Here is a 19548-nt window from a genome sequence, read left to right as displayed (position 1 = left end):
CGATGTTTGGTAAATTAAGTTGGGATGCGGTCCCGTTCCACGAGCCGATCGTGATGGTGACCATCGCCATGATCGCGCTGGGTGGTCTGGCACTGTTTGCTGCAATCACGTATTTCAAGAAATGGACCTACCTGTGGACCGAGTGGTTGACGTCTGTCGACCACAAGAAAATCGGTGTCATGTACGTCATCGTTGCCATGGTCATGCTGCTGCGTGGTTTTGCCGACGCCATCATGATGCGTACCCAGTTGGCCATGGCCACCGAGGGTTCGCCTGGCTACCTGCCGCCTGAACACTATGACCAGATCTTCACCGCTCACGGTGTGATCATGATCATCTTCATGGCGATGCCATTCTTCACCGGCTTGATGAACCTTGCCTTGCCGCTGCAGATCGGTGCGCGTGACGTTGCCTATCCGTTCCTGAACTCCCTGAGCTTCTGGCTGCTGGTGTCCGGCGTTGTGCTGATCAACCTGTCGCTGGGCGTCGGCGAATTCGCCAAGACCGGTTGGGTTGCGTATCCGCCATTGTCGGGTATCCAGTACAGCCCTGGCGTAGGTGTGGACTACTACATCTGGGCGCTACAGTTATCAGGACTCGGGACGACACTGACGGGGGTCAACTTCCTGGCCACCGTCCTGAAAATGCGCGCCCCTGGCATGAAACTGATGGACATGCCGATCTTCACCTGGACCTGCACCTGGGCCAACGTCCTGATCGTGGCTTCGTTCCCGATCCTGGCCGCTACCATGGCGCTGCTGTCGCTTGACCGTTACCTGGATTTCCACATTTTCACCAACGAACTTGGTGGCAATCCAATGATGTACGTGAACCTGTTCTGGGCATGGGGTCACCCTGAGGTGTACATCCTGATCCTGCCAGCGTTCGGTATCTTCTCTGAAGTGATCTCGACCTTTACCGGCAAGCGCCTGTTCGGTCACCACTCGATGGTCTACGCCTCCGGCGCGATCTCCGTACTGGGCTTCATGGTTTGGCTGCACCACTTCTTCACCATGGGCTCGGGGGCAAGCGTCAACGCCTTCTTCGGCCTGGCGACGATGCTGATTTCCATCCCGACGGGGGTGAAGCTATTCAACTGGCTATTCACCATCTACCACGGCCGTCTGCGTATCACCAGCCAGGTTCTGTGGACCCTGGGCTTCATGGTGACCTTCGCCATCGGCGGCATGACTGGCGTACTGCTGGCCATCCCGGGTGCTGACTTCGTACTGCATAACAGCCTGTTCGTGATCGCTCACTTCCACAACGTGATCATCGGTGGTGCTGTATTCGGTTACATCGCTGGTTTCAGCTTCTACTTCCCGAAAGCGTTCGGCTTCAAGCTGCACGAAGGCTGGGGCAAGGCTGCATTCTGGTTGTGGATCTCGGGCTTCTTCGTTGCGTTCATGCCGCTCTACGCTCTGGGCTTCATGGGCATGACCCGTCGTCTGAACGCTACGACCAACCCTGAGTGGGTGCCGTACCTGTACGTCGCCATGTTCGGTGCGGTGATGATTGCTGCGGGTATCGCCTGCCAGCTGATCCAACTGTATGTGAGCGTGCGTGATCGCAAGCAGAACATGTGCGAATCCGGCGACCCATGGAATGGCCACACCCTGGAATGGTCGACTTCGTCGCCACCGCCGTTCTACAACTTCGCTGTGATTCCTACTGCGAACACGATCGATGCGTTCACCGAAGCGAAGGAAGACGGTACTGCGTACCAGCAGCCCAAGCACTACGAGCCGATCCACATGCCAAACAACACCGCCACTGGCGTGGTGATGGGTGCGCTGTTGACCGTGTTCGGTTTCGCGATGATCTGGCACATCTGGTGGCTGGCAATCGTGGGCCTGGTTGGCACTATCGGTTACTTCATCATTCACGCTGCCCGTGATGATCAAGGCTACATGGTGCCGGTCGAAACGATCGAGCGCATCGAAGCCGAGCAACACGCTCGCCTGGTAGCCGAGAAGAAAATCCCGGCCAACCGTGTAGAAACCTCGTTGGAACAGGCTTAAACCATGTCGAACTTAGTGACCAATGCTGGACACGCCCATGTCGATGACCATGGGCACGATGACCATCACCACGACTCGGGGCCGATGACCGTTTTCGGTTTCTGGCTCTACCTGATGACCGACTGCATCTTGTTTGCGTCGATCTTCGCGGTGTACGCGGTACTGGTAAACAACGTAGCGGGTGGCCCGTCGGGCCACGACATCTTCGAACTGCCTTACGTGCTCGGCGAAACCGCCTTGCTGTTGTTCAGTTCGATCACCTACGGCTTCGCCATGCTGGCCTTCTACAAGGGCAGCAAGAAAGGCGTCCTGAGCTGGTTGGCACTGACCTTCCTGTTCGGCCTGGGCTTCATCGGCATGGAGGTCAACGAGTTCCACCTGCTGATCTCCGAAGGCTACGGCCCGCACCGTTCCGGCTTCCTGTCTGCGTTCTTCACGCTGGTAGGCACCCACGGTCTGCACGTATCTGCCGGCCTGCTGTGGATGGCGGTGATGATGTATCAGGTCAATAAACACGGCCTGACCAACACCAACAAGACCCGCCTGAGCTGCCTGAGCCTGTTCTGGCACTTCCTGGACGTGGTCTGGATCTGCGTATTCACCGTCGTCTACTTGATGGGGACCCTGTAATGGCTAATGCACACTCCCATGACCATGACAGCCATGATGCGAGCCACGGCAGCGTAAAGTCTTACGCTATCGGCTTCATCCTGTCGGTAATCCTGACCCTGATCCCGTTCGGCCTGGTGATGTACCCAACCTTGCCGAAGTCGATCACCTTGATGATCGTTCTGGCGTTCGCGGTGATTCAGGTTCTGGTTCACCTGGTGTACTTCCTGCACCTGGATCGCTCCAAAGAGCAGCGCGATAACGTGATTGCATTCGTGTTCGCAGGTCTTGTGATCCTGCTGCTGGTTGGCCTGTCGATATGGATCATGTTCAGCATCCATACGTTCATGATGGCGAAGTGAGGTAAGACCCGATGTCGCTTAAGCACTTTATCCAAATCACCAAACCGGGGATCATTTTCGGTAACGTGCTTTCTGTGGCAGGCGGTTTCTTCCTGGCCTCCAAGGGACATGTCGATCTGGCCATCTTCCTGGCGGCAATGATCGGTACGTCCCTGGTGGTAGCTTCCGGTTGCGTGTTCAACAACTGCATCGACCGCGACATTGATATCAAGATGGAACGCACCAAGAATCGTGTGCTGGTCCAGGGCCTTATCTCCCTGAAACTGGCACTGATCTACGCGACCGTCCTGGGTGTTGCCGGTGTGGCACTGTTGTACAAGGTGGCCAACCCGTTGGCGGCGCTGTTTGCCGTGATCGGATTTGTCATCTACGTCGGCCTTTACAGCCTGTACCTCAAGCGCAAGTCGGTTCACGGCACGCTGGTGGGCAGTCTGTCGGGGGCGATGCCGCCGGTGATTGGTTATGTGGCTGTAACCAATAGCTTCGACATGGCCGCGCTGGTGCTGCTGGTGATGTTCAGCCTGTGGCAGATGCCGCATTCCTATGCCATCGCGATCTTCCGCTTCAATGACTACCTGGCTGCTTCGATTCCGGTCCTGCCGGTCAAGCGTGGCATCCAGGTTGCCAAGAAACACATCCTGCTCTACATCCTGGCCTTCCTTGTGGCGACCTTGATGTTGACCTTCAGTGGCTACGCCGGCATGAGCTACCTCGCCGTCGCCGCCGCCATGGGCATGTACTGGTTGTACATGGCCTGGACCGGCTACAAGGCAGTGGATGACACTGTCTGGGCGCGCAAGCTGTTCGTGTTCTCGATCTTCACCATCACCGCGCTCAGCGTGATGATGTCCCTGGATTTCCAAGTGCCGAAAGAGCTGTTGCTGACCTACGCTCACTGATCGTTCAAGCATTAAAAAACCCCGCCTTCGCAAGAAGCGCGGGGTTTTTTATGGCATGCCCTTTAAACTATTCCCACCTTCTACAAATGCAGGAAGCAACGTGATGAGTAAAAAAGCCGTTATGGTCTTCAGTGGCGGGCAGGATTCGACCACCTGCTTGATCCAGGCGCTGCCGCTGTATGACGAGGTGCACTGCATTACCTTCGATTATGGCCAGCGTCATGTGGCGGAAGTTGAAGTCGCACAGCGCTTGGCACAACAACTGGGGGCAACCGTTCATAAAGTGATGGACGTGTCCTTGCTCAACGAGTTGGCCATCAGCAGCCTGACCCGCGACAACATTCCCGTGCCGACCGTGAACAGCTCAGGCGAAAGCCTGCCAAGCACCTTTGTGCCGGGCCGCAATATTCTGTTCCTGACCTTGGCGTCGATCTACGCCTATCAGGTTAAAGCTGAAACCGTGATTACCGGCGTGTGCGAAACCGACTTCTCGGGCTACCCCGATTGCCGGGATGAGTTCGTCAAGGCGCTGAACAAGGCACTTGAACTGGGTATGGATTACACGCTGCGCCTGGACACCCCGCTGATGTGGCTGAACAAGGCCGAGACCTGGGCGCTGGCTGACTACCACCACCAACTGGAGCTGGTTCAGCACCAGACCCTGACCTGCTACAACGGCATCATTGGCGCCGGTTGCGGTAATTGCGACGCGTGCAACCTGCGCGCGCGAGGCTTGAGTGACTACCTGCAGAACAAGGCGGATGTCATGCAGAGCCTGAAGCAGAAGCTGCAGCTGAGCTAAATCAGCCGACACCTGCCTCGTCATACTCCTTTGTACGTGCTGTGCGAATTCATCACCCGCCTACAAGGAGTAGCCCCATGGTCAGTGTTAGTCGCCGGTCCCTTCTCGCCTTCGGCGCCGCTTTGCCGGTGCTGGGGCGCCTCGATTGGGCGGTTGCCAGCCCGCCACCGGCAACGGCTGACACGGTGCGGCTCAACTATAACGAAAGCCCCTATGGCCCCTCGGACGCCGCTCGCGAGGCGATGCAGCGCGGCGTCGGCAGCTCCGGGCGTTACCCCTACGGCCACATGTATGCCCTGGCCGGCCTGTTTGCCCGCCAGCAAGGCATTGCCGAAGAACAGGTCGCGGTATTTGCCGGTTCCATGGCGGCCTTGCGCTATGCCGTATTGGCGTTTACCAGCCCGAGCCGCGGGCTGGTAATGGCCACGCCGTCCTACGAAGTGCCGCGCCAGGCGGCCGAGTCGTGGAAGGCGCCGGTGCGGGAAGTGAACCTCGATGCGCGTCACGCCCATGATGTGCCAGCCATGCTCGCCGCCGATCCCCAGGCGGGCATGCTGTACCTGTGCAATCCCAACAATCCGACCGGCACCGTCACGCCCACCGAAGCGATCCGCCAGGCACTGGCGAACAAGCCCAAAGGCAGTGTGCTGGTGGTGGACGAGGCCTACATCGACTTCTCCGACGCCCAAAGCTGTGTCAGTTGGGTCAAGGACCACGACGATTTGCTGGTGCTGCGCACCTTCTCCAAAATATACGGCATGGCCGGCGCACGCCTGGGGCTGGCAATCGGCGCCCCGGCACTGCTGGAGCGTCTGGCAGTGTTCGGCGGCGACAACGTGCCGGCTGCCTCGACGTTGCTCGGCGCCCGGGCGAGCCTGGAAGACCCCAAGCTGCCGGCGCAACGCAAGGCGCTCAACACCCGGTTGCGCGATGAAACCGTGGCGTGGCTCAAGGACCGAGGGTTTACCTGCACCGCGTCGCAGAGCAACTGCTTCATGATCGATGTGAAGCAACCGGCGGAGCAGGTCATCGAGAAGCTGGCTGCACACGGCGTCTTGATCGGGCGGGTGTGGAAAAACTGGCCGCAGTGGGTGCGGGTGACGGTGGGGAACAAGCAGGAGATGGCGCGTTTTCGCGAGGTGTTTGCAGCGACTGTTTGAGCTGATGCAGCTGTTTGAGCAACCCACATTTGATTGGGTTCAGCTTCCAAGATCAGGTCGGCTGTCAGGCCGCCTCGGTTTTGCTTTTGATCTAACCACTCAGGTCGGCTACCAGGCCGCCGTGCTCTTGTTTTTGATCTTGATCTTAGGCGCCCCGTTAACCACGCTGGCCGAACGCAGGCTTTGGAGCGTGGGTAAACCGGCAGGACGCCGGTTTAGCCGCGATGGGCCAAGGATGGCCCATGGCGGCGGCCCACGGTCCAAAGCCTGCGTGAGGGCACACCGAGCCTAGGCGAGGTGCCGAGTGGTGGGGCAAGAGCCATTTGCTTACTTTGGGGCTTTTCCAAAGTGAGTCGCCGTAAGGGCGAAACCCATATCAGCCGTGCCCCAAACAACGGATATGTACTCAGCGCCCCCCGACAACCACGGCACTCAACCCGTAAAAAAAGATCTGTAGATACCTATGCTGCGATGCAGGCACCCCGGTGTATCCGTCACACCGCGGTGATGCTATCGCAGGCAAGCCAGCTCCCACATTTTTAGTCCAGCTGTGTTGCAGATACCGGGTTACTGCTGCGCGATGCTGTAACCATCAAACGCAGTCTGTTGCTGCAGTGCAGTAATCACGCTCTTGCGGCTCAACGGCTGCTCAGCGCCGGCGTTATCCACAAAGCTTTCGACGTCGAGCTCCGCTTCATCGCCTTCACCCACAAAGCTGAAACCCAGGAACTCGAACGCCTCGCGGTCAACGTTGAGCTTGGAGCGCGGCGTGCGCAGCGGCAGCGTGACGCTGATGCCGTCCTTGCTGATGACAAACACTTCGGCTTCTTTCTTGGGCCGTGCAGCTTTGCTCTTGCCGGCGCTCGGGTTGCTGATGGCCTGGTGGGACTGGTTCAGCACCTTGAGGGCCAGGCCGTAGACCAGCTCCTGGAACTCGGGGTCGTCCTTGAAACTGGACAAGATGCGGCTGATCGAGAATTTGCTGCTGAGGTCTTCCAGGGCGATGTTGTCGGCGGCCTCGGCATCTTTGAGTTGCTTGAGCTGGCCCATCAAGTCGTAGGCCTTGTCGTCGTCAAAGGCGTCGTGGGCTTGGCGGATCGCCACGCGCAATTCGCGGATCTGGTCGCTTTCCTTGGAGGTGTGGAACGCGTCCAGCACCATTTCGCTGATGATCTTGGCGGCAGGCACATGCTGTGAAAGATTGATGGCGTTTTCGTATTCAGCTTTGGAATGCAAGGCGACTACGGACTCTTCGGCGGATTTTTCAGTGTAAGAATCGGACATTAAAATTTCACTACTTCAATAAACGGAACAAAAAAGCGTCGCGCATTTTCAGTGGGTAGAGGGATCAGGTCAAGGCAGCACAATGCCCTTATCGCGGCGCAAGGCAGCCAGCGCCCGTTGCAGCCGTACGGCCCGCCCGCAGAACAGACCGACGGTAAACCCGGACACCCCGCCTACCGCCACCAGCATCTCGTGCGTGCTCAATAGCAGCGGGTGCACCGCCTGCTGGTAGCCGAAGTAGTACTTCACGGCAAAGAACAGCTGCGAGATCAGCAGGGTCTTCCAGGTGCCCGCCAGCACCAGGGTTTCGCCATTGGCATCAAGCCGCGCGCCTCGTGCGTTGAACAGCCACATTCCCAGCAGGCTGCCTGCGAGTGCGCCGGCAACCCAGGCGCTGCTCGACAGGATCGAAGGCGCCAGCGACATCAGCGACCACACCACCAGCACCACCGGCAGGATCATCAACGAACGACGATTCTCGCGCCCGCCCAGGCAGGCCTTGATGCCGTAGTAACAAATCCACAGGTAAATGGCGTACACCCAAAGGGGCGTGCCTTGGAGGATATCGAGCATGGGTGCTTCCGTGCGGTGTATGGGTAGGCGCTGAATAGTCGTTGAGCCGCTACGGGTTTGTCCATCGAATTGGGGCTGGCGCGCAGCAACACGCCACGCCGGACAACGTCAACGTGGTCTACGCCAAACAATCCACGGTATTAAGCCAACTGCTTGAGGCAGTCCTCCAGGATATCCAGGCCTTCCTCCAGCACGGCGGGCTCGATGGTCAGCGGAGCCAGCAGCCGGATGATATGCCGCGACTTGCCGCTGGGCATCAGCAGCAAGCCGGCGTCCCGCGCGAGGCTCAGCAGTTGGGTCAGTTGCCTGGAAGCGGGCGTGCCGTCGGCGTTGGCCAGTTCGATGCCGCGCATGGCACCGACGCCGGTCAGTCGGCCCAAATAGGGTGACAGGCGCTGTTCGCGCCAGGCGGCATACCGGCTGACGATGGCTTCTTCCTGCTGTGAACCCCAGGTGCTCAAGTGTTCATCGGTCATCGCATCCAGTGTCGCCAAGGCGGCCGCGCAAGCAATCGGGTTGCCGGAATAGGTGCCGCCCAAGCCGCCTTTGGGCAAGTTGTCGAGCAGCGCTTTACGCCCGACCACCGCGCCCAATGGCACGCCACCGGCGATGCTTTTGCCGAGCAGGATCAGGTCCGGTTCGATGCCCAGGCGCGAGAACGCAAAACGCTGGCCGGTACGCCCGAACCCGGACTGGATTTCATCGGCGATCAGCAGGATGTTTTTCTCATCACAGAAGTGGCGCAAGGCCTGCGCGAATTCGATATCCAGGGCCAGAAAACCGCCTTCGCCCTGCACCGGTTCGATGATGAAACAGGCGACATCGTCGACGTCGATTTCAACACTGAACAGCCGGTCCATGGCCTTGAGTGCCTCACTGCAGGTCACGCCGTTGTCGGCGCTGGGGTAGGGCAGGTGATACACCGGGCCGGGCAGCACACCGATTTTTTGCTTGTAGGGCGCCACCTTGCCATTGAGGTTGAGCGTGGCCAAGGTGCGGCCGTGGAAGGCGCCGTCAAAGGCGATTACCGCCGTACGGCCAGTGGCGCCGCGTACGATCTTCAAGGCGTTTTCCGCCGCTTCCGCGCCGCTGTTGGTGAGCATGCCGCTGACGGGGTAGCCCACCGGGATAAACGCGGTCAGGCGGTCCATCAGTTCGATATAGGGCGCGTGCGGCGCGGCATTGAACGCGTAGTGGGTGAGCTTGGTCGCCTGTTCGCGAATCGCCGCGACAACGCCCGGATGGCAATGCCCGAGGTTGAGCACGCCGATGCCGCCGACAAAATCGATGTAGCGCTTGCCCGTGGTATCCCAGACTTCAGCGTTCTTGCCATGGCTGAGGCTGATGGGGTGAACGATGGAAATCGACTGGCTGATGGTTTCGCGGCTCATGAATCTCGGACTCGGCAATGGCGGGCTTCTTTTTATCTAAGCCGCGCGCCATACCCTGTCGCAAACGAAATAAAGTCGCCGGGTCATTATTAAAAGTCGGGATGTGCGTGTGTGTAGTTCACCATCCAGTTCAGGAAGGCTTTCACTTTAGGGACCTCACCGGCATGTTCGGCGTGGGCGATAAAGTGGGCGCCGGCGCTGGGCATGGCGTAATCCCAAGGGGTCATCAGGCTGCCGTTGGCCAACTCGTCGGCCACCAGGTACTGCGGCACCAACGCCACGCCGTAGCCCGATTGCGCCGCGCGGATGCACATGTAGAACGTGTCGAAGCGCGGCCCGTGGTAGCTGTTCTGCGAGTGCAGGCCCTGTTCCAGAAACCACTCATGCCAGGCTTCCGGACGCGACGTGCATTGCAGCAACGTGTGGCGTGACGAAGCATCGCTGCCCTCGGCGACAAACCCGGGCGCACACACCGGCACCACGGCTTCGCGAAACAGCTCGATGCAGGTTGCTCCCGGCCACGAGCCCTGGCCGAAGAAAAACGCAATATCGGCCTTGGCCTGCAGCACGTCAAAGGGCTCCAGCTCGTTGCGCACATCGAGGTGGATATTCGGGTGCTTGGCGGCGAAATCCTTGAGCTTGGGCACCAGCCAGCGGTCGCCGAACGTCGGCTGGGTGGCGATGCGCAGCACCTCGGTCTCGCCACCATAGGTGAGGATGTAGCGGCTGGAGATGTCCACCTGGGTCAGGATCTTGTGCACCTCGGCGAGGTACAGCGAGCCCGCCGGCGACAGATACAAACGCTGGCGCACCCGTTCGAACAGGTTGTGGCACAGCATTTCCTCGAGCTGCGCCACCTGCTTGCTCACGGCACTTTGGGTCAGGTGCAACTCTTCGGCGGCGCGGGTGAAACTCAAGTGGCGGGCGGCGGCTTCGAAGCATTGCAGGGCGGTCATCGAAGGGGTCAAGCGTTTTGAGATCATGCAGTTCATTCCAAATCGGAAGGAGCCTTTGCCTAAAGGTCGTTTGTGACAGGGGAGTAAAGCCGTCGATACTGCGCGGCAACACTATAAACCGGCGCGGGCTGTGCGGCGCCGAATAATAAAGTTCGACAGGGAGTGCCTCGCATGAAACACCTCAAAACCACGTTGGCCGCGCTCACTGCGGCGGCTGCCGTGAGCCTGGCGGGCAGCGCCCACGCGGGCGTCACCCTGGATGCGATCCAGAAGAAAGGGTTTATCCAGTGTGGCGTCAGTGATGGCCTGCCGGGCTTCGGCGTGCCCGACGCCAACGGCAAGATGACCGGCATCGACGTGGACGTGTGCCACGCGGTCGCCGCTGCCGTGTTTGGTGATGCGTCCAAAGTGAAGTTCAGCCAGTTGACCGCCAAGGAGCGATTCACTGCGCTGCAATCGGGTGAAATCGACCTGATCTCACGCAACACGACGTGGACCAGTTCCCGCGATTCCGGCATGGGCCTGGTGTTCACCGGCGTGACCTATTACGACGGCATCGGCTTTCTGGTGAACAACAAGTTGGGCGTAACCGGCGCCAAGCAATTGGACGGCGCGACCGTCTGCATCCAGGCCGGCACCACCACCGAGCTCAATGTTTCGGATTACTTTCGTACCAACGGCATGAAGTACACGCCGATCACCTTCGACACCGCCGACGAAAGCGCCAAGGGCCTTGAAGCCGGGCGTTGCGATGTGCTGACCACCGACCAGTCGGGCCTGTATGCGCAGCGCATCAAGATGGCTCACCCGGATGAGTTTGTGGTGCTGCCCGAGGTGATCTCCAAGGAGCCGCTGGGGCCGTTGGTACGCAAGGGCGACGATGAGTGGTTCAGCATCGTCAAGTGGACCCTGTTCGCCATGCTCAATGCCGAAGAGATGGGCATCAATTCGCAGAACGTCGAAGAGCAGGCCAAGTCCACCAAGAACCCTGATGTCGCCCGCCTGCTCGGTGCCGACGGCGATTACGGCAAAGACCTGAAGCTGCGCAAGGACTGGGTGGTGCAGATCGTCAAGCAAGTGGGCAACTACGACGAAGTGTTCGAACGCAATATCGGCCAGGGCAGCGTGTTGAAGATCAAGCGTGGGCTCAATGCGTTGTGGAGCAACGGCGGCATCCAGTACGCGCCGCCGGTACGCTGAGGTGAGTGCTGTCGAGTTTTAGCGAGGCTGCGACGCAAGCCCTGCAGTGCATCGGGGCTTGCGTTGTTTGAATCGCAGGGGGTTGCTGCTTCAGGTCGGCTGCTACAGACCATTACTTCGGCGCGACCATCCTCGTTTGGGGCGTGCCATCGGCGTTGTGCTGGTAAATGGCCTCAGGCTCACCCTGCTCGTTGAAAAACACCTGGCCGATCCCCGCCGAATTCCACAGCCGCTCACCTGCCTGCGCATGCTCCGGAATATGCGGCACTACCTGCATGATGCGCCGGCGGGTGAACCAGTTGAGTGGCGAGCGTGGCGAGTAGAGCCAGCGGTTCAGGCGATCGAACCACTCCAGCAAGCGTGGTGGGAATTGGTTCTTGATGCCGCTGCTGGTGATCTGCCAGATCCTCGGGCCGGCGTTGCGATGGCGGATCAGCACTTCGTAGACAAACGAGTAATGCACGTCGCCCGAGAGAATCACGTAGTTACCCGGCGTGCGCGAGTGGCGGAAAATGTTGAGGATCACCTGGGCAGCGCCGCGATGGGCCATCCAGTTTTCGGCGTCTACCAGCAGTGGGTAGCCGCACCAGCTGAATACCTTCTGCACCGCCTCGATCAGCTTGACGCCAAAGATCGGCGCGGGCGAGACGATGATGGCGCAGCGGTGGTCCAGCAGCGCCTGTTGCAACTCACTCAAGGCTTCCCAGTCCAGCAGGCCGGAAGGTTGCTTGAGGGCGAACTCACTGCGCCAGCGCCGGGTGCGCGTGTCGAGCACCACCAGGGCGGGGGAGGTGGGCAGCACGTAATGCCATTGCTGGAATTTCAGCAGCGCTTGCAGCAGGGCATCGTGCGCGCAGGCCTGCAGAGGGTTGTCTTGCGCCTCGCTGGTCAGTGCCTGGGTTTGGTTCAGCAACTCGCCAAACACATCCGGCTGGTTACCCCAGCCCTGGCACAACATATACGCGAGCAGCGCATTGCCGATGATGCGGCTGGAGAACGGGTGGCCGTAGGCAGTTTGCTCCCACTGGGCGCTGAGGTTCCAGTCATCGGTGATGTCGTGATCGTCGAAGATCATCAGCGTCGAGAGGTGGGCGAACACCCGTGCGACGCCTGGCAGGCCATCACGGAATTGATCTATGTGCACCTGTTCACGGGCATAGCGCTGCTGTTCTTCGACGCTCAGTTGCGGCGGTTGTGGCGCGATCAGCGTCCAGGGTGTGGGCGACCATACAAGCAAGTACATCGCTATTACTTCGGCAAAGGTCACCAGGTGATTGTCGGCGGTGCTGCTGGTGAAAATCGGTTTTTTCACCCCGCCAAAGAAGCGCTCGCGCAACGTCTCGTTGCTGTCCAGCGCCGGGAGCAGGTCAGCGCGATGGTAATAGCTGGCGTGATGCGTGTAGAGGCTGGCGCTGTCGTTCACCACGGCGCCTTCGAGGTATTCGTCGAACAGCCCCAGGCGAGCGATCAGCGTGTGAATCGCCCGCAGCATCGGTCCGGCCACATCGTCGGCGTAGATCTGGTCACCGCTCATCATCAGCAGGGCCGGGCGTTGGGCCGGTGTGTGGGCATCAGCCAGCAGGCGGTCGACGCACAGCAAGCCTTCGTCGGCCCAGTGATGCGGTTTGCGGCAGGAGCCGTGCACCAACTGGTGGATACGGCTGTGCAGCACGAAGCTCGCAGACTCGGCGTTGGCGTACAGAAGGTGTGGCGCCCACTCTGCGATGCCGGAGCCGTCGACCACCACGTCATAGCCAATGGCGACGTCCTGGGGCAGAGGGGCATTCAGCGATACGTCGATCAGGTGAATAAACGCATGACGCCCAACCGGGACGACTTTGCAGTGCTGCGCGTCGAGGCCGATGTCCAGCGTCTCGCCTGTGGGTAACTGCAGCCTCAAGCGCACTTGCAGGGTACGACTTCCCACCAACCACAAGACCAGGCGCTGCGGTTCCAGGCGCCGTAGCATCGGGCCAGCAATCACCGCGGGCAATGAATCGGGTTGAGGCATGAGGACGCAGCTCTCACAAGGTAGGGCTGAAAAGGGTAGCGCAGAAGATGTCAGTGTTTTGTTAACAGAGTGCAGCGCGAATTGCTGCACTCCTTGGGGTGATCAGGCGCGGCGCAGGCCGCCCGGCCTGCACGTTGAGCGGCCTTGTTGCATCAACGCTGCCGGCCTTGTGCGATCGAATCCAGAGAGGATTGATGTGATTGCGGCTGCGTTTGCCCGACAGGCTGCCGTCGCTGGCCGAGGGCGTTTCAGTCCGCCTTAGGCACCGTAAACCTGAACTCACTGCCCCGCCCCAACTCACTTTCAGCTTCCATCCGCCCCCCGTGGGCCTGAACGATGCCCTGGGTGATGTACAGCCCCAGCCCGCTGCCGGTGGGGTTGTTTTCGGTCTGGGTCCAATAACGATCAAACACCTGCGGCAACTGTTCAGGCGCAATGCCTTCGCCGGAATCGCGCACCGAAAACACGATTTCTTCGCCGTTGCTCGCGGCGCTGACGTCGATGTTGCCCAGGCGCGGGGTGAACTTGATGGCATTGCCGATCAGGTTCGACAGCACCTGGAACAGGCGCTCCGGGTCGCCGTTGATCTGCAGGCCCGGCGCTGCGTTGAACGACAGGTCGATGCCTTTTTCCATCGCCAGCGGCGCGAGCAAGGCATAGGCTTCTTCAAACATCTGGCTGACGTCCAACACCACCGGCTTAACCACATAACGCCCGGCCTCGATTTTCGAGGTGTCGAGCAAGTCCTCCAGCAGCACATTCATGCGCCCGGCGGCTTGTTGCATGGTGTCGATGGCCTTGGAAATCCGCCGCGAAGTATGTGGGCCGTCGGAGCTGAAGGTCTTTTGCATCATGCCGCAGAGCATCGAGATAACGGTCATCGGGTTGCGCAAATCGTGGGACACCACCGCCACCAGTTCATCACGTGCGCGCACCGCTTGCTGCTCACGCAATACTTGGCGCGCGAGGTCATTTTCCAGGGCGGAACGGCGCAGGTCGTTGGCCGCAAACAGGTCGCCATGGCTCCACTTGGTGGAGATGCCGGCCATTTCCACTTTCCAGATTTCAAACGAGGTGCGTGGGCGAAGATGCAAGCCAGCGTCGGAGTTTTCCAGGTTCAGCGGCTTGTTCGGGTTGCCGCTCCAGTTGATGCTCTCTTTCACATCCGGGCGAAACCACAGCACGCCATTGTCCACCGGCTTGGGCAGGCTCATGGCCAGGACGCCGCTGGCGACTTGTTGATACTCGGCGGCGGGCGGGTACACCGACGCCAGCTTATGGCTGGCAAACACCGGTTGGCCGCTTGCTTGCAGCCATTTGTGTAAGGCGCGAATCTGCTCCGGCTCAGGGCAGTTGCCGTAACGGTGCAGCTGCTTGTCTTCGATGATCGCCACGCCACCCGACAGCGTCAGCTCCATCAGCACCTGAGGCTGCTGGGCCAGGCCATCGAACACATTTTGCTCAGAGGCTTTCATCGCCCGATCAAGCAGGGCCAGTGCCTCGACTTTCTCATCGCGCTGACGGCTCACGTCCAAGGCTTCCATGGCACTGATCTGCAACGACAGCACCTGGCCGATGGTTTGGCAGGTGATGCGCAGATCATTGGGCACCAACAGCGGCTCGCGGTTGCCGCAACTGATCAGGCCCCAGAGCTTGTCACCCGCCATCAAGGAGATGCTCATGGACGACAGCACGCCCATGTTTTGCATGTACTGGCAGTGAATTGGCGACACGCTGCGCAGGGTGGCAAAGCTCAAATCCAGCGGCTGGCCAATGTCCGGGCGCAGCTTGGGCAGCAGCGGTACCGGCTCGTAGGCGGCATTCGGGATGATGCGTAGCCAGTTGGTGCGGTACAGCTCGCGGGCCTGCTCGGGGATGTCGGATGCGGGGAAGAACAGACCGTTGAACAGCTCCATGGATGGCGCCGACGCTTCGGCAATCACCTGGCCATGGCCTTCATCTTCAAAGCGATAGATCAGCACCCGGTCGTAACCGGTGATGGCCTGGATTTCATTCACGCTGATTTCGTACAGCGCTTGCAGGGTTTTCGCCGACTGCAGGCGTTGCAGCATTTTGCCCAAGTTGCTGGTGCGGCCATTCAGGGCGCGGGGTTTGAAATCGTCGAGGCGCGGTTCGAATTCCAGTATCAGCACGTCGTTATGGCGATGCAGCAGGCCTTCGAATTGCGCACCGTTGAAGCTGACATGCAGCGCCGGTGCGTCGAAAAACGTGTTGTGCTCAGCCATGGCCTGTACGGCTTGGGCATGTTCTGCGCCAATCAAGGTGTGCAGCGGTTGGCCCAACAGCGACTCTGGCGCGTGGCCGAACAAGACGCCTACGTTGGCGCTGACCTGGATGATGTTCAGGCCTGGCTCCGACAGTGTCAGCAACACACCGTGGGGCTGAATCGCCCCCGGGGTGCGGATGGGTTCGTCGGCGCAGTTGGCAAGCAGTTCTTCAAAATCTTCAGGTTTCATAGCAGTACTTCCTGGCTGGCGAGCCATTGCTCAAAGCCGCTGAATGTCGAACAGGCCGCCTCCACTGCGCGCTGTTTGGCTGGCGCATCCAGTGACTGACCGCTCAGGTAATCGAGAAAGTCTTTCCAGCGCCGACCGGTCTCGGCGCCGTAGACGTTGAGAAACGCGCCACCGTTATCCGCATCGATATCCAGGCGCTTGCCCATTTCTCGGCGCAATACCTGGCCGCCCAGGGTCGCACCTTCCAGTACGTACAAAGCACCGAGGCAGGCGGCGGGGTTATCGAACGTTGGGCGTTGACTGCAACGGGGGAGGGCGCTGACGTCGGCGCCAGTCAGGCCAAGAGCGTAGAGATCGCACAGCAATGTTGGTGTTTTCACCCGCAACGCAGTATCGAAACCATCGGGGATCAAACCACTGTCATACAATGCCGCTTCCATCGGCCCATAAAAGCCGTAGTACGCCTGAAGCAGGCGTTGGTACCAGTCGGCATCCAGACGTTCGGAGAAAAACGGCAGGCGTTTTTCCAGCGCTACATGCAGCAGGCCGGTGCCTGAGCGCAACGCTTCCAGCAATGAGGGCGCAGCAACGTCAGGGGCCTGCAAATGCATTCAATGAGCTCGAACTGTGGGCCTTTCGGCCATGAATGACGCGAGTAACATGGCGACGATTCTACACAACGCATTGTCGTCAACTACACGCAGTAGGCGAAAAGGCTGACCGGCAGATCAGAAAAGTCGCTCCTTGCGTGATTAATGACCACAGGGCGGCGCATCAAGTTCGGTTTGGGTGATATTGCGGTGCTATCAATGCAGGGATGAACCCTGTTGGGTCAGTGCGTTTTGCACGCACTCAACCAAATGTTCGGCACTCCACGGCTTGGGCAAAAAACGTACGGAACCGCCCAGTTGCGCCGCCAGTCTGGTATTGCCGGAGGTCAGCACCACCGGCACTGATGGCCAACGATGCGCCACCACCTTGCTCAGGTCATACCCGTTGAGCAGGCCGGGCATTTGGATATCGCTGACAATCAGGTCTACCGGGTCGTCGCCGCGTTCCAGGTAAATCATTCCTTCATCCGCCGAAGGAAACGAGGTGACATGAGCCCCGAAATCCTCCAGTACGTCGACCATTAACGAACGAATAATCTCGTCGTCTTCCAGCACTAAAATCGATGGCTGGGCCATGATCCTTACTCCACCATCAGGGTTCAGTAAGGTGGAGTGGGGCGGGCGTGAATAGGTTCGATTGGATATGTGCGGGGCGATGGGTGGTCGTTTTAGAGCGGTTGCGCGGTGGTGGGCCGCAGCGGCACAGTAAGGTTGATACAGGCATAATCGACTCACCGTTGCCCGCTGTGGAGCCATAAATGAAGTACGCCTTGTTGACCCTCGCCCTGATCCTCAACACCGGCCCGGCCTTTGCGGCGGGTGACGCCGAGGCGGGCGGCAAGCTCTTCGCCAAGACCTGCGGCGGCTGCCACAGCATCGGCGAAGGTGCACGCGGCGGTTTTGGGCCTGAGCTTAACGGCATCATCGGCCGCCCCGCCGGCACCACCACTGACTATCAGTACTCCGACGCGATGAAAAATTCCGGCGTGGTCTGGACCCGCGACAAACTCGCCGCCTATATCGAGGCGCCGAAGAAGGTGGTCAGCGGCACGCGCATGATCTTCTGGGGAATCAGCGACCCGGAAAAAATTGAAAACATCCTGGCGTACCTGGAAACCTTCCAGCCCAAGTAATCATTCGCGCACGTTCCTGAACAACATCAACCGCGCACTCTCATGCAGCCCGCGCGTCAGCCCCTGTAAGCGTTGAAACTCTTCAGGGTGCTGTTCGGCCACATCCTCCCTCGGCGTTTGCGAGGCCAGGTCATGCAGGGTCGGCGAGCTGCCGTCATGTTGCATCTGCAGCAGGAAGTCCTTGGTCACGCCACCGATAATCGGGAATGTGCCCTCATGCAGCACCAGCGGCACCACGCGTTCGCCTTCCGGCGCTGGTTGCTGGATGTCGCGGCCCATCGCGCCGTTGCGAAACGGTATGCCCGCCATGCCGGCGACTGTCGGCAGCAAATCCGCCAGGCCCACGGCTTCTTCAATCACCCGCGGTGGCAGGCCCGGGGCGTGGATCAGCAGCGGCACATTGTTGCTTTCCAGGCCCAATTGCTCGAAGGCGGGCGCCATGTGCGGGATCTGGCTGATGCGGGTGTTGTGGTCGCCGAAAAACACAAAAATGCTGTTGTCGTACCAGCCGCCGGCCTTGGCGATTTCCATCAGGCGGCCGATGTTGTAATCCAGCAGGCGCACCGCGTTATATTGCTCGACGCTGCGTGAACCGGCAGCCTGGGCTTGCTCCAGCGTCACGTTATTGAGTTGGAAGCCATCGTTTTGCTTGGGGATGGTAAACGGGCGATGGTTGCCGGAGGTTTGCACGTAGGCGAAGAAAGGCTGGTCTTTTGGCACCGCGCGCAGCAGTGAGTCGCCTTCCTTGAACAGGTCCAGGTCGGAGATGCCCCACACGTCCACCCGTGGCGAGCGCCAGTGGCTTTCGTCAAACAGCCGCACGCCGTCGATGCTCTGGCGGATCAACGCATTGATATTCGCCCAACCGGCGTTGCCGCCGATCATGTAGAACTTCTGGTAGCCCTCGAACGCGTTGATCAGCGTGTGTTGCCGCGTGATCAGCGGGTTGCGCGTGGCGGTCTCCTGGCGCGTGACATCCGGCACGCCGGTGATGCTCGCCCAGACGGTTTTGGCGGTGCCGGTGACGGGCACGTAGAAGTGTTTGAAGAACCAGCTTTGCGTCGCCAGTTTATCCAGGTTCGGCGTGGGGTTCAGCGGGTTGCCGTAGGCGCCGACGGCGCTGGTGCCGAGGGATTCGAGCATCACGAAGATCACATTGGGCGGGCGCTCGCCTTGCAGGCGATAGGGCTGCACGCCTTGCTCACGGGTGAAATTCAATTGCTTGGGATCGGGCTGATCAACGCCCAAATACGCGGCCACCTGCGGGTAGTGCTCGCGCACTTTGGCTTCATCGAATTGCGCTTGGCCGACCTTGAGTGTGTCGTATAAAAACAGCACCGGGTTCAGGCCCACGGCGGCGACCTGGCTATTGCCGGAAAAGAACGCATCGCTCCAGCGCAGCGGCACCGGGTTTTCCAGGTTGAGGTTGGCTACGCGGCCGAGCAGCGCCAGCAGCACGGCGACAACGCCGACCACGGCCACAGACGCCACCGCCCATTTGCCGATGGTGTTGGGTTCGCGGTCCAGGGTCAATCGCTCCAGGCACACCAACGCCCACACCCACATGGCGACTGCCGCCAGCCAGCAGGCGGTTATCCACAGCACCGGGTAGGTTTCCCACACCATCTGTTGCGAAATCTGTGCGTCTTGCAGGTAGCGCAATACGGTCGCGTTGATACGCACACCGAGGTAGGCGTAGTGGCCGAAGTCGATGATGTACACCAGGCCGACCCCGGCCAGCGCCACCACCAGATAGCCGCGCGCCAGCCAGCGCAGCGCGGACGAGGTCGTGAGGTTCCAGCGCGGGAACCAGGCCAGCAGCGCCAGCGGCAACAGGATCAACACCGCCAGACGCAGGTCGAACCGCAGGCCGATGCCCAGGGTTTCCAGCAGCGCCGGGGTGTTTAACTCAAGGCCGGAAAAGCTGATTAAAAACACCAACCGCAACGCGGCCAGCAACACAAACACCAACCCGATCGCGCCCACGCCGTAGCGCAGGCGGCGTGATTGCAACGCACCCATCATTGACCCTTCCCAATGTTCAAAACGACGCCGATCA

General features: G+C 60.0%; 17 protein-coding genes. 8 read left to right on the top strand and 9 right to left on the bottom strand.

Annotation, left to right across the window (positions count from 1 at the left end; translation table 11 throughout):
- Positions 1 to 2: 2 nt before the first annotated feature.
- The 6 genes from cyoB (at position 3) to A7J50_RS24335 (ending at position 5853) form a co-directional block, all read left to right on the top strand.
- Positions 3 to 2021, top strand: a complete 2019-nt coding sequence (gene cyoB / locus A7J50_RS24360) for a cytochrome o ubiquinol oxidase subunit I (RefSeq protein ID WP_064454075.1) — start codon at positions 3 to 5, stop codon at positions 2019 to 2021.
- A gap of 3 nt (positions 2022 to 2024) precedes the next feature.
- The gene (locus tag A7J50_RS24355; RefSeq protein ID WP_016971084.1) at positions 2025 to 2651 is read left to right on the top strand and encodes a cytochrome o ubiquinol oxidase subunit III; all 627 of its coding nucleotides are present in this window, start codon (positions 2025 to 2027) and stop codon (positions 2649 to 2651) included.
- A complete protein-coding gene (gene cyoD / locus A7J50_RS24350; RefSeq protein WP_010206434.1) occupies positions 2651 to 2992 on the top strand; it encodes a cytochrome o ubiquinol oxidase subunit IV in 342 nt (113 codons plus the stop codon). Before A7J50_RS24355 ends, cyoD begins: the two co-directional genes overlap by 1 nt.
- An 11-nt stretch (positions 2993 to 3003) precedes the next feature.
- Positions 3004 to 3891, top strand: a complete 888-nt coding sequence (gene cyoE, locus A7J50_RS24345; RefSeq protein WP_014719864.1) for a heme o synthase — start codon at positions 3004 to 3006, stop codon at positions 3889 to 3891.
- Positions 3892 to 3994: 103 nt separating this feature from the next.
- Positions 3995 to 4693 (top strand): 7-cyano-7-deazaguanine synthase QueC, encoded by a 699-nt coding sequence (gene queC / locus A7J50_RS24340; protein WP_064454074.1) that lies wholly within the window; start codon positions 3995 to 3997, stop codon positions 4691 to 4693.
- Between the two features lie 77 nt (positions 4694 to 4770).
- A complete protein-coding gene (locus A7J50_RS24335; RefSeq protein WP_064454073.1) occupies positions 4771 to 5853 on the top strand; it encodes a pyridoxal phosphate-dependent aminotransferase in 1083 nt (360 codons plus the stop codon).
- Between the two features lie 567 nt (positions 5854 to 6420).
- On the opposite strand, the gene A7J50_RS24330 is transcribed toward A7J50_RS24335, so the two are convergent.
- The 4 genes from A7J50_RS24330 to A7J50_RS24315 all read right to left on the bottom strand — a co-directional run bounded on the left by A7J50_RS24330 (position 6421) and on the right by A7J50_RS24315 (position 10084).
- Positions 6421 to 7137 (bottom strand): hypothetical protein, encoded by a 717-nt coding sequence (locus tag A7J50_RS24330; protein ID WP_064454072.1) that lies wholly within the window; start codon positions 7135 to 7137, stop codon positions 6421 to 6423.
- 69 nt (positions 7138 to 7206) lie between these two features.
- Positions 7207 to 7710 carry a DUF6622 family protein gene (locus A7J50_RS24325; protein ID WP_064454071.1) on the bottom strand — a complete coding sequence of 168 codons (504 nt, stop codon included), beginning with the start codon at positions 7708 to 7710 and terminating at the stop codon, positions 7207 to 7209.
- A gap of 140 nt (positions 7711 to 7850) precedes the next feature.
- A complete protein-coding gene (locus A7J50_RS24320; protein WP_064454070.1) occupies positions 7851 to 9101 on the bottom strand; it encodes an aspartate aminotransferase family protein in 1251 nt (416 codons plus the stop codon).
- An 89-nt stretch (positions 9102 to 9190) separates the two neighbouring features.
- Positions 9191 to 10084 (bottom strand): LysR substrate-binding domain-containing protein, encoded by an 894-nt coding sequence (locus A7J50_RS24315; protein ID WP_064454069.1) that lies wholly within the window; start codon positions 10082 to 10084, stop codon positions 9191 to 9193.
- A gap of 144 nt (positions 10085 to 10228) precedes the next feature.
- Here A7J50_RS24315 and A7J50_RS24310 point away from each other — a divergent pair, with 144 nt between their 5' ends.
- Positions 10229 to 11257 carry an amino acid ABC transporter substrate-binding protein gene (locus tag A7J50_RS24310; protein WP_064454068.1) on the top strand — a complete coding sequence of 343 codons (1029 nt, stop codon included), beginning with the start codon at positions 10229 to 10231 and terminating at the stop codon, positions 11255 to 11257.
- A 112-nt stretch (positions 11258 to 11369) separates the two neighbouring features.
- Here A7J50_RS24310 and A7J50_RS24305 read toward each other — a convergent pair whose 3' ends face one another.
- The 4 genes from A7J50_RS24305 to A7J50_RS24290 all read right to left on the bottom strand — a co-directional run bounded on the left by A7J50_RS24305 (position 11370) and on the right by A7J50_RS24290 (position 16932).
- The gene (locus A7J50_RS24305; RefSeq protein WP_064454067.1) at positions 11370 to 13268 is read right to left on the bottom strand and encodes an alkaline phosphatase D family protein; all 1899 of its coding nucleotides are present in this window, start codon (positions 13266 to 13268) and stop codon (positions 11370 to 11372) included.
- Between the two features lie 248 nt (positions 13269 to 13516).
- Entirely contained in the window at positions 13517 to 15745 is a 2229-nt protein-coding gene (locus tag A7J50_RS24300) for an ATP-binding protein (protein ID WP_064454066.1), read from the bottom strand.
- The gene (locus A7J50_RS24295) at positions 15742 to 16356 is read right to left on the bottom strand and encodes a biliverdin-producing heme oxygenase (protein ID WP_064454065.1); all 615 of its coding nucleotides are present in this window, start codon (positions 16354 to 16356) and stop codon (positions 15742 to 15744) included. Before A7J50_RS24295 ends, A7J50_RS24300 begins: the two co-directional genes overlap by 4 nt.
- A gap of 195 nt (positions 16357 to 16551) precedes the next feature.
- Positions 16552 to 16932: a response regulator gene (locus A7J50_RS24290; RefSeq protein WP_064454064.1), complete on the bottom strand. Its 381-nt coding sequence runs from the start codon at positions 16930 to 16932 to the stop codon at positions 16552 to 16554.
- Positions 16933 to 17114: 182 nt separating this feature from the next.
- Here A7J50_RS24290 and A7J50_RS24285 point away from each other — a divergent pair, with 182 nt between their 5' ends.
- Entirely contained in the window at positions 17115 to 17489 is a 375-nt protein-coding gene (locus A7J50_RS24285) for a c-type cytochrome (protein ID WP_064454063.1), read from the top strand.
- On the opposite strand, the gene A7J50_RS24280 is transcribed toward A7J50_RS24285, so the two are convergent.
- Positions 17490 to 19511 (bottom strand): LTA synthase family protein, encoded by a 2022-nt coding sequence (locus A7J50_RS24280; RefSeq protein ID WP_064455010.1) that lies wholly within the window; start codon positions 19509 to 19511, stop codon positions 17490 to 17492.
- Positions 19512 to 19548: the final 37 nt, after the last annotated feature.

The organism is Pseudomonas antarctica (assembly GCF_001647715.1).
Classification (GTDB): domain Bacteria; phylum Pseudomonadota; class Gammaproteobacteria; order Pseudomonadales; family Pseudomonadaceae; genus Aquipseudomonas; species Aquipseudomonas antarctica_A.
Note: the sequence above shows the minus strand (reverse complement) of the source record. Positions and strands in the feature narration are given on the sequence as shown.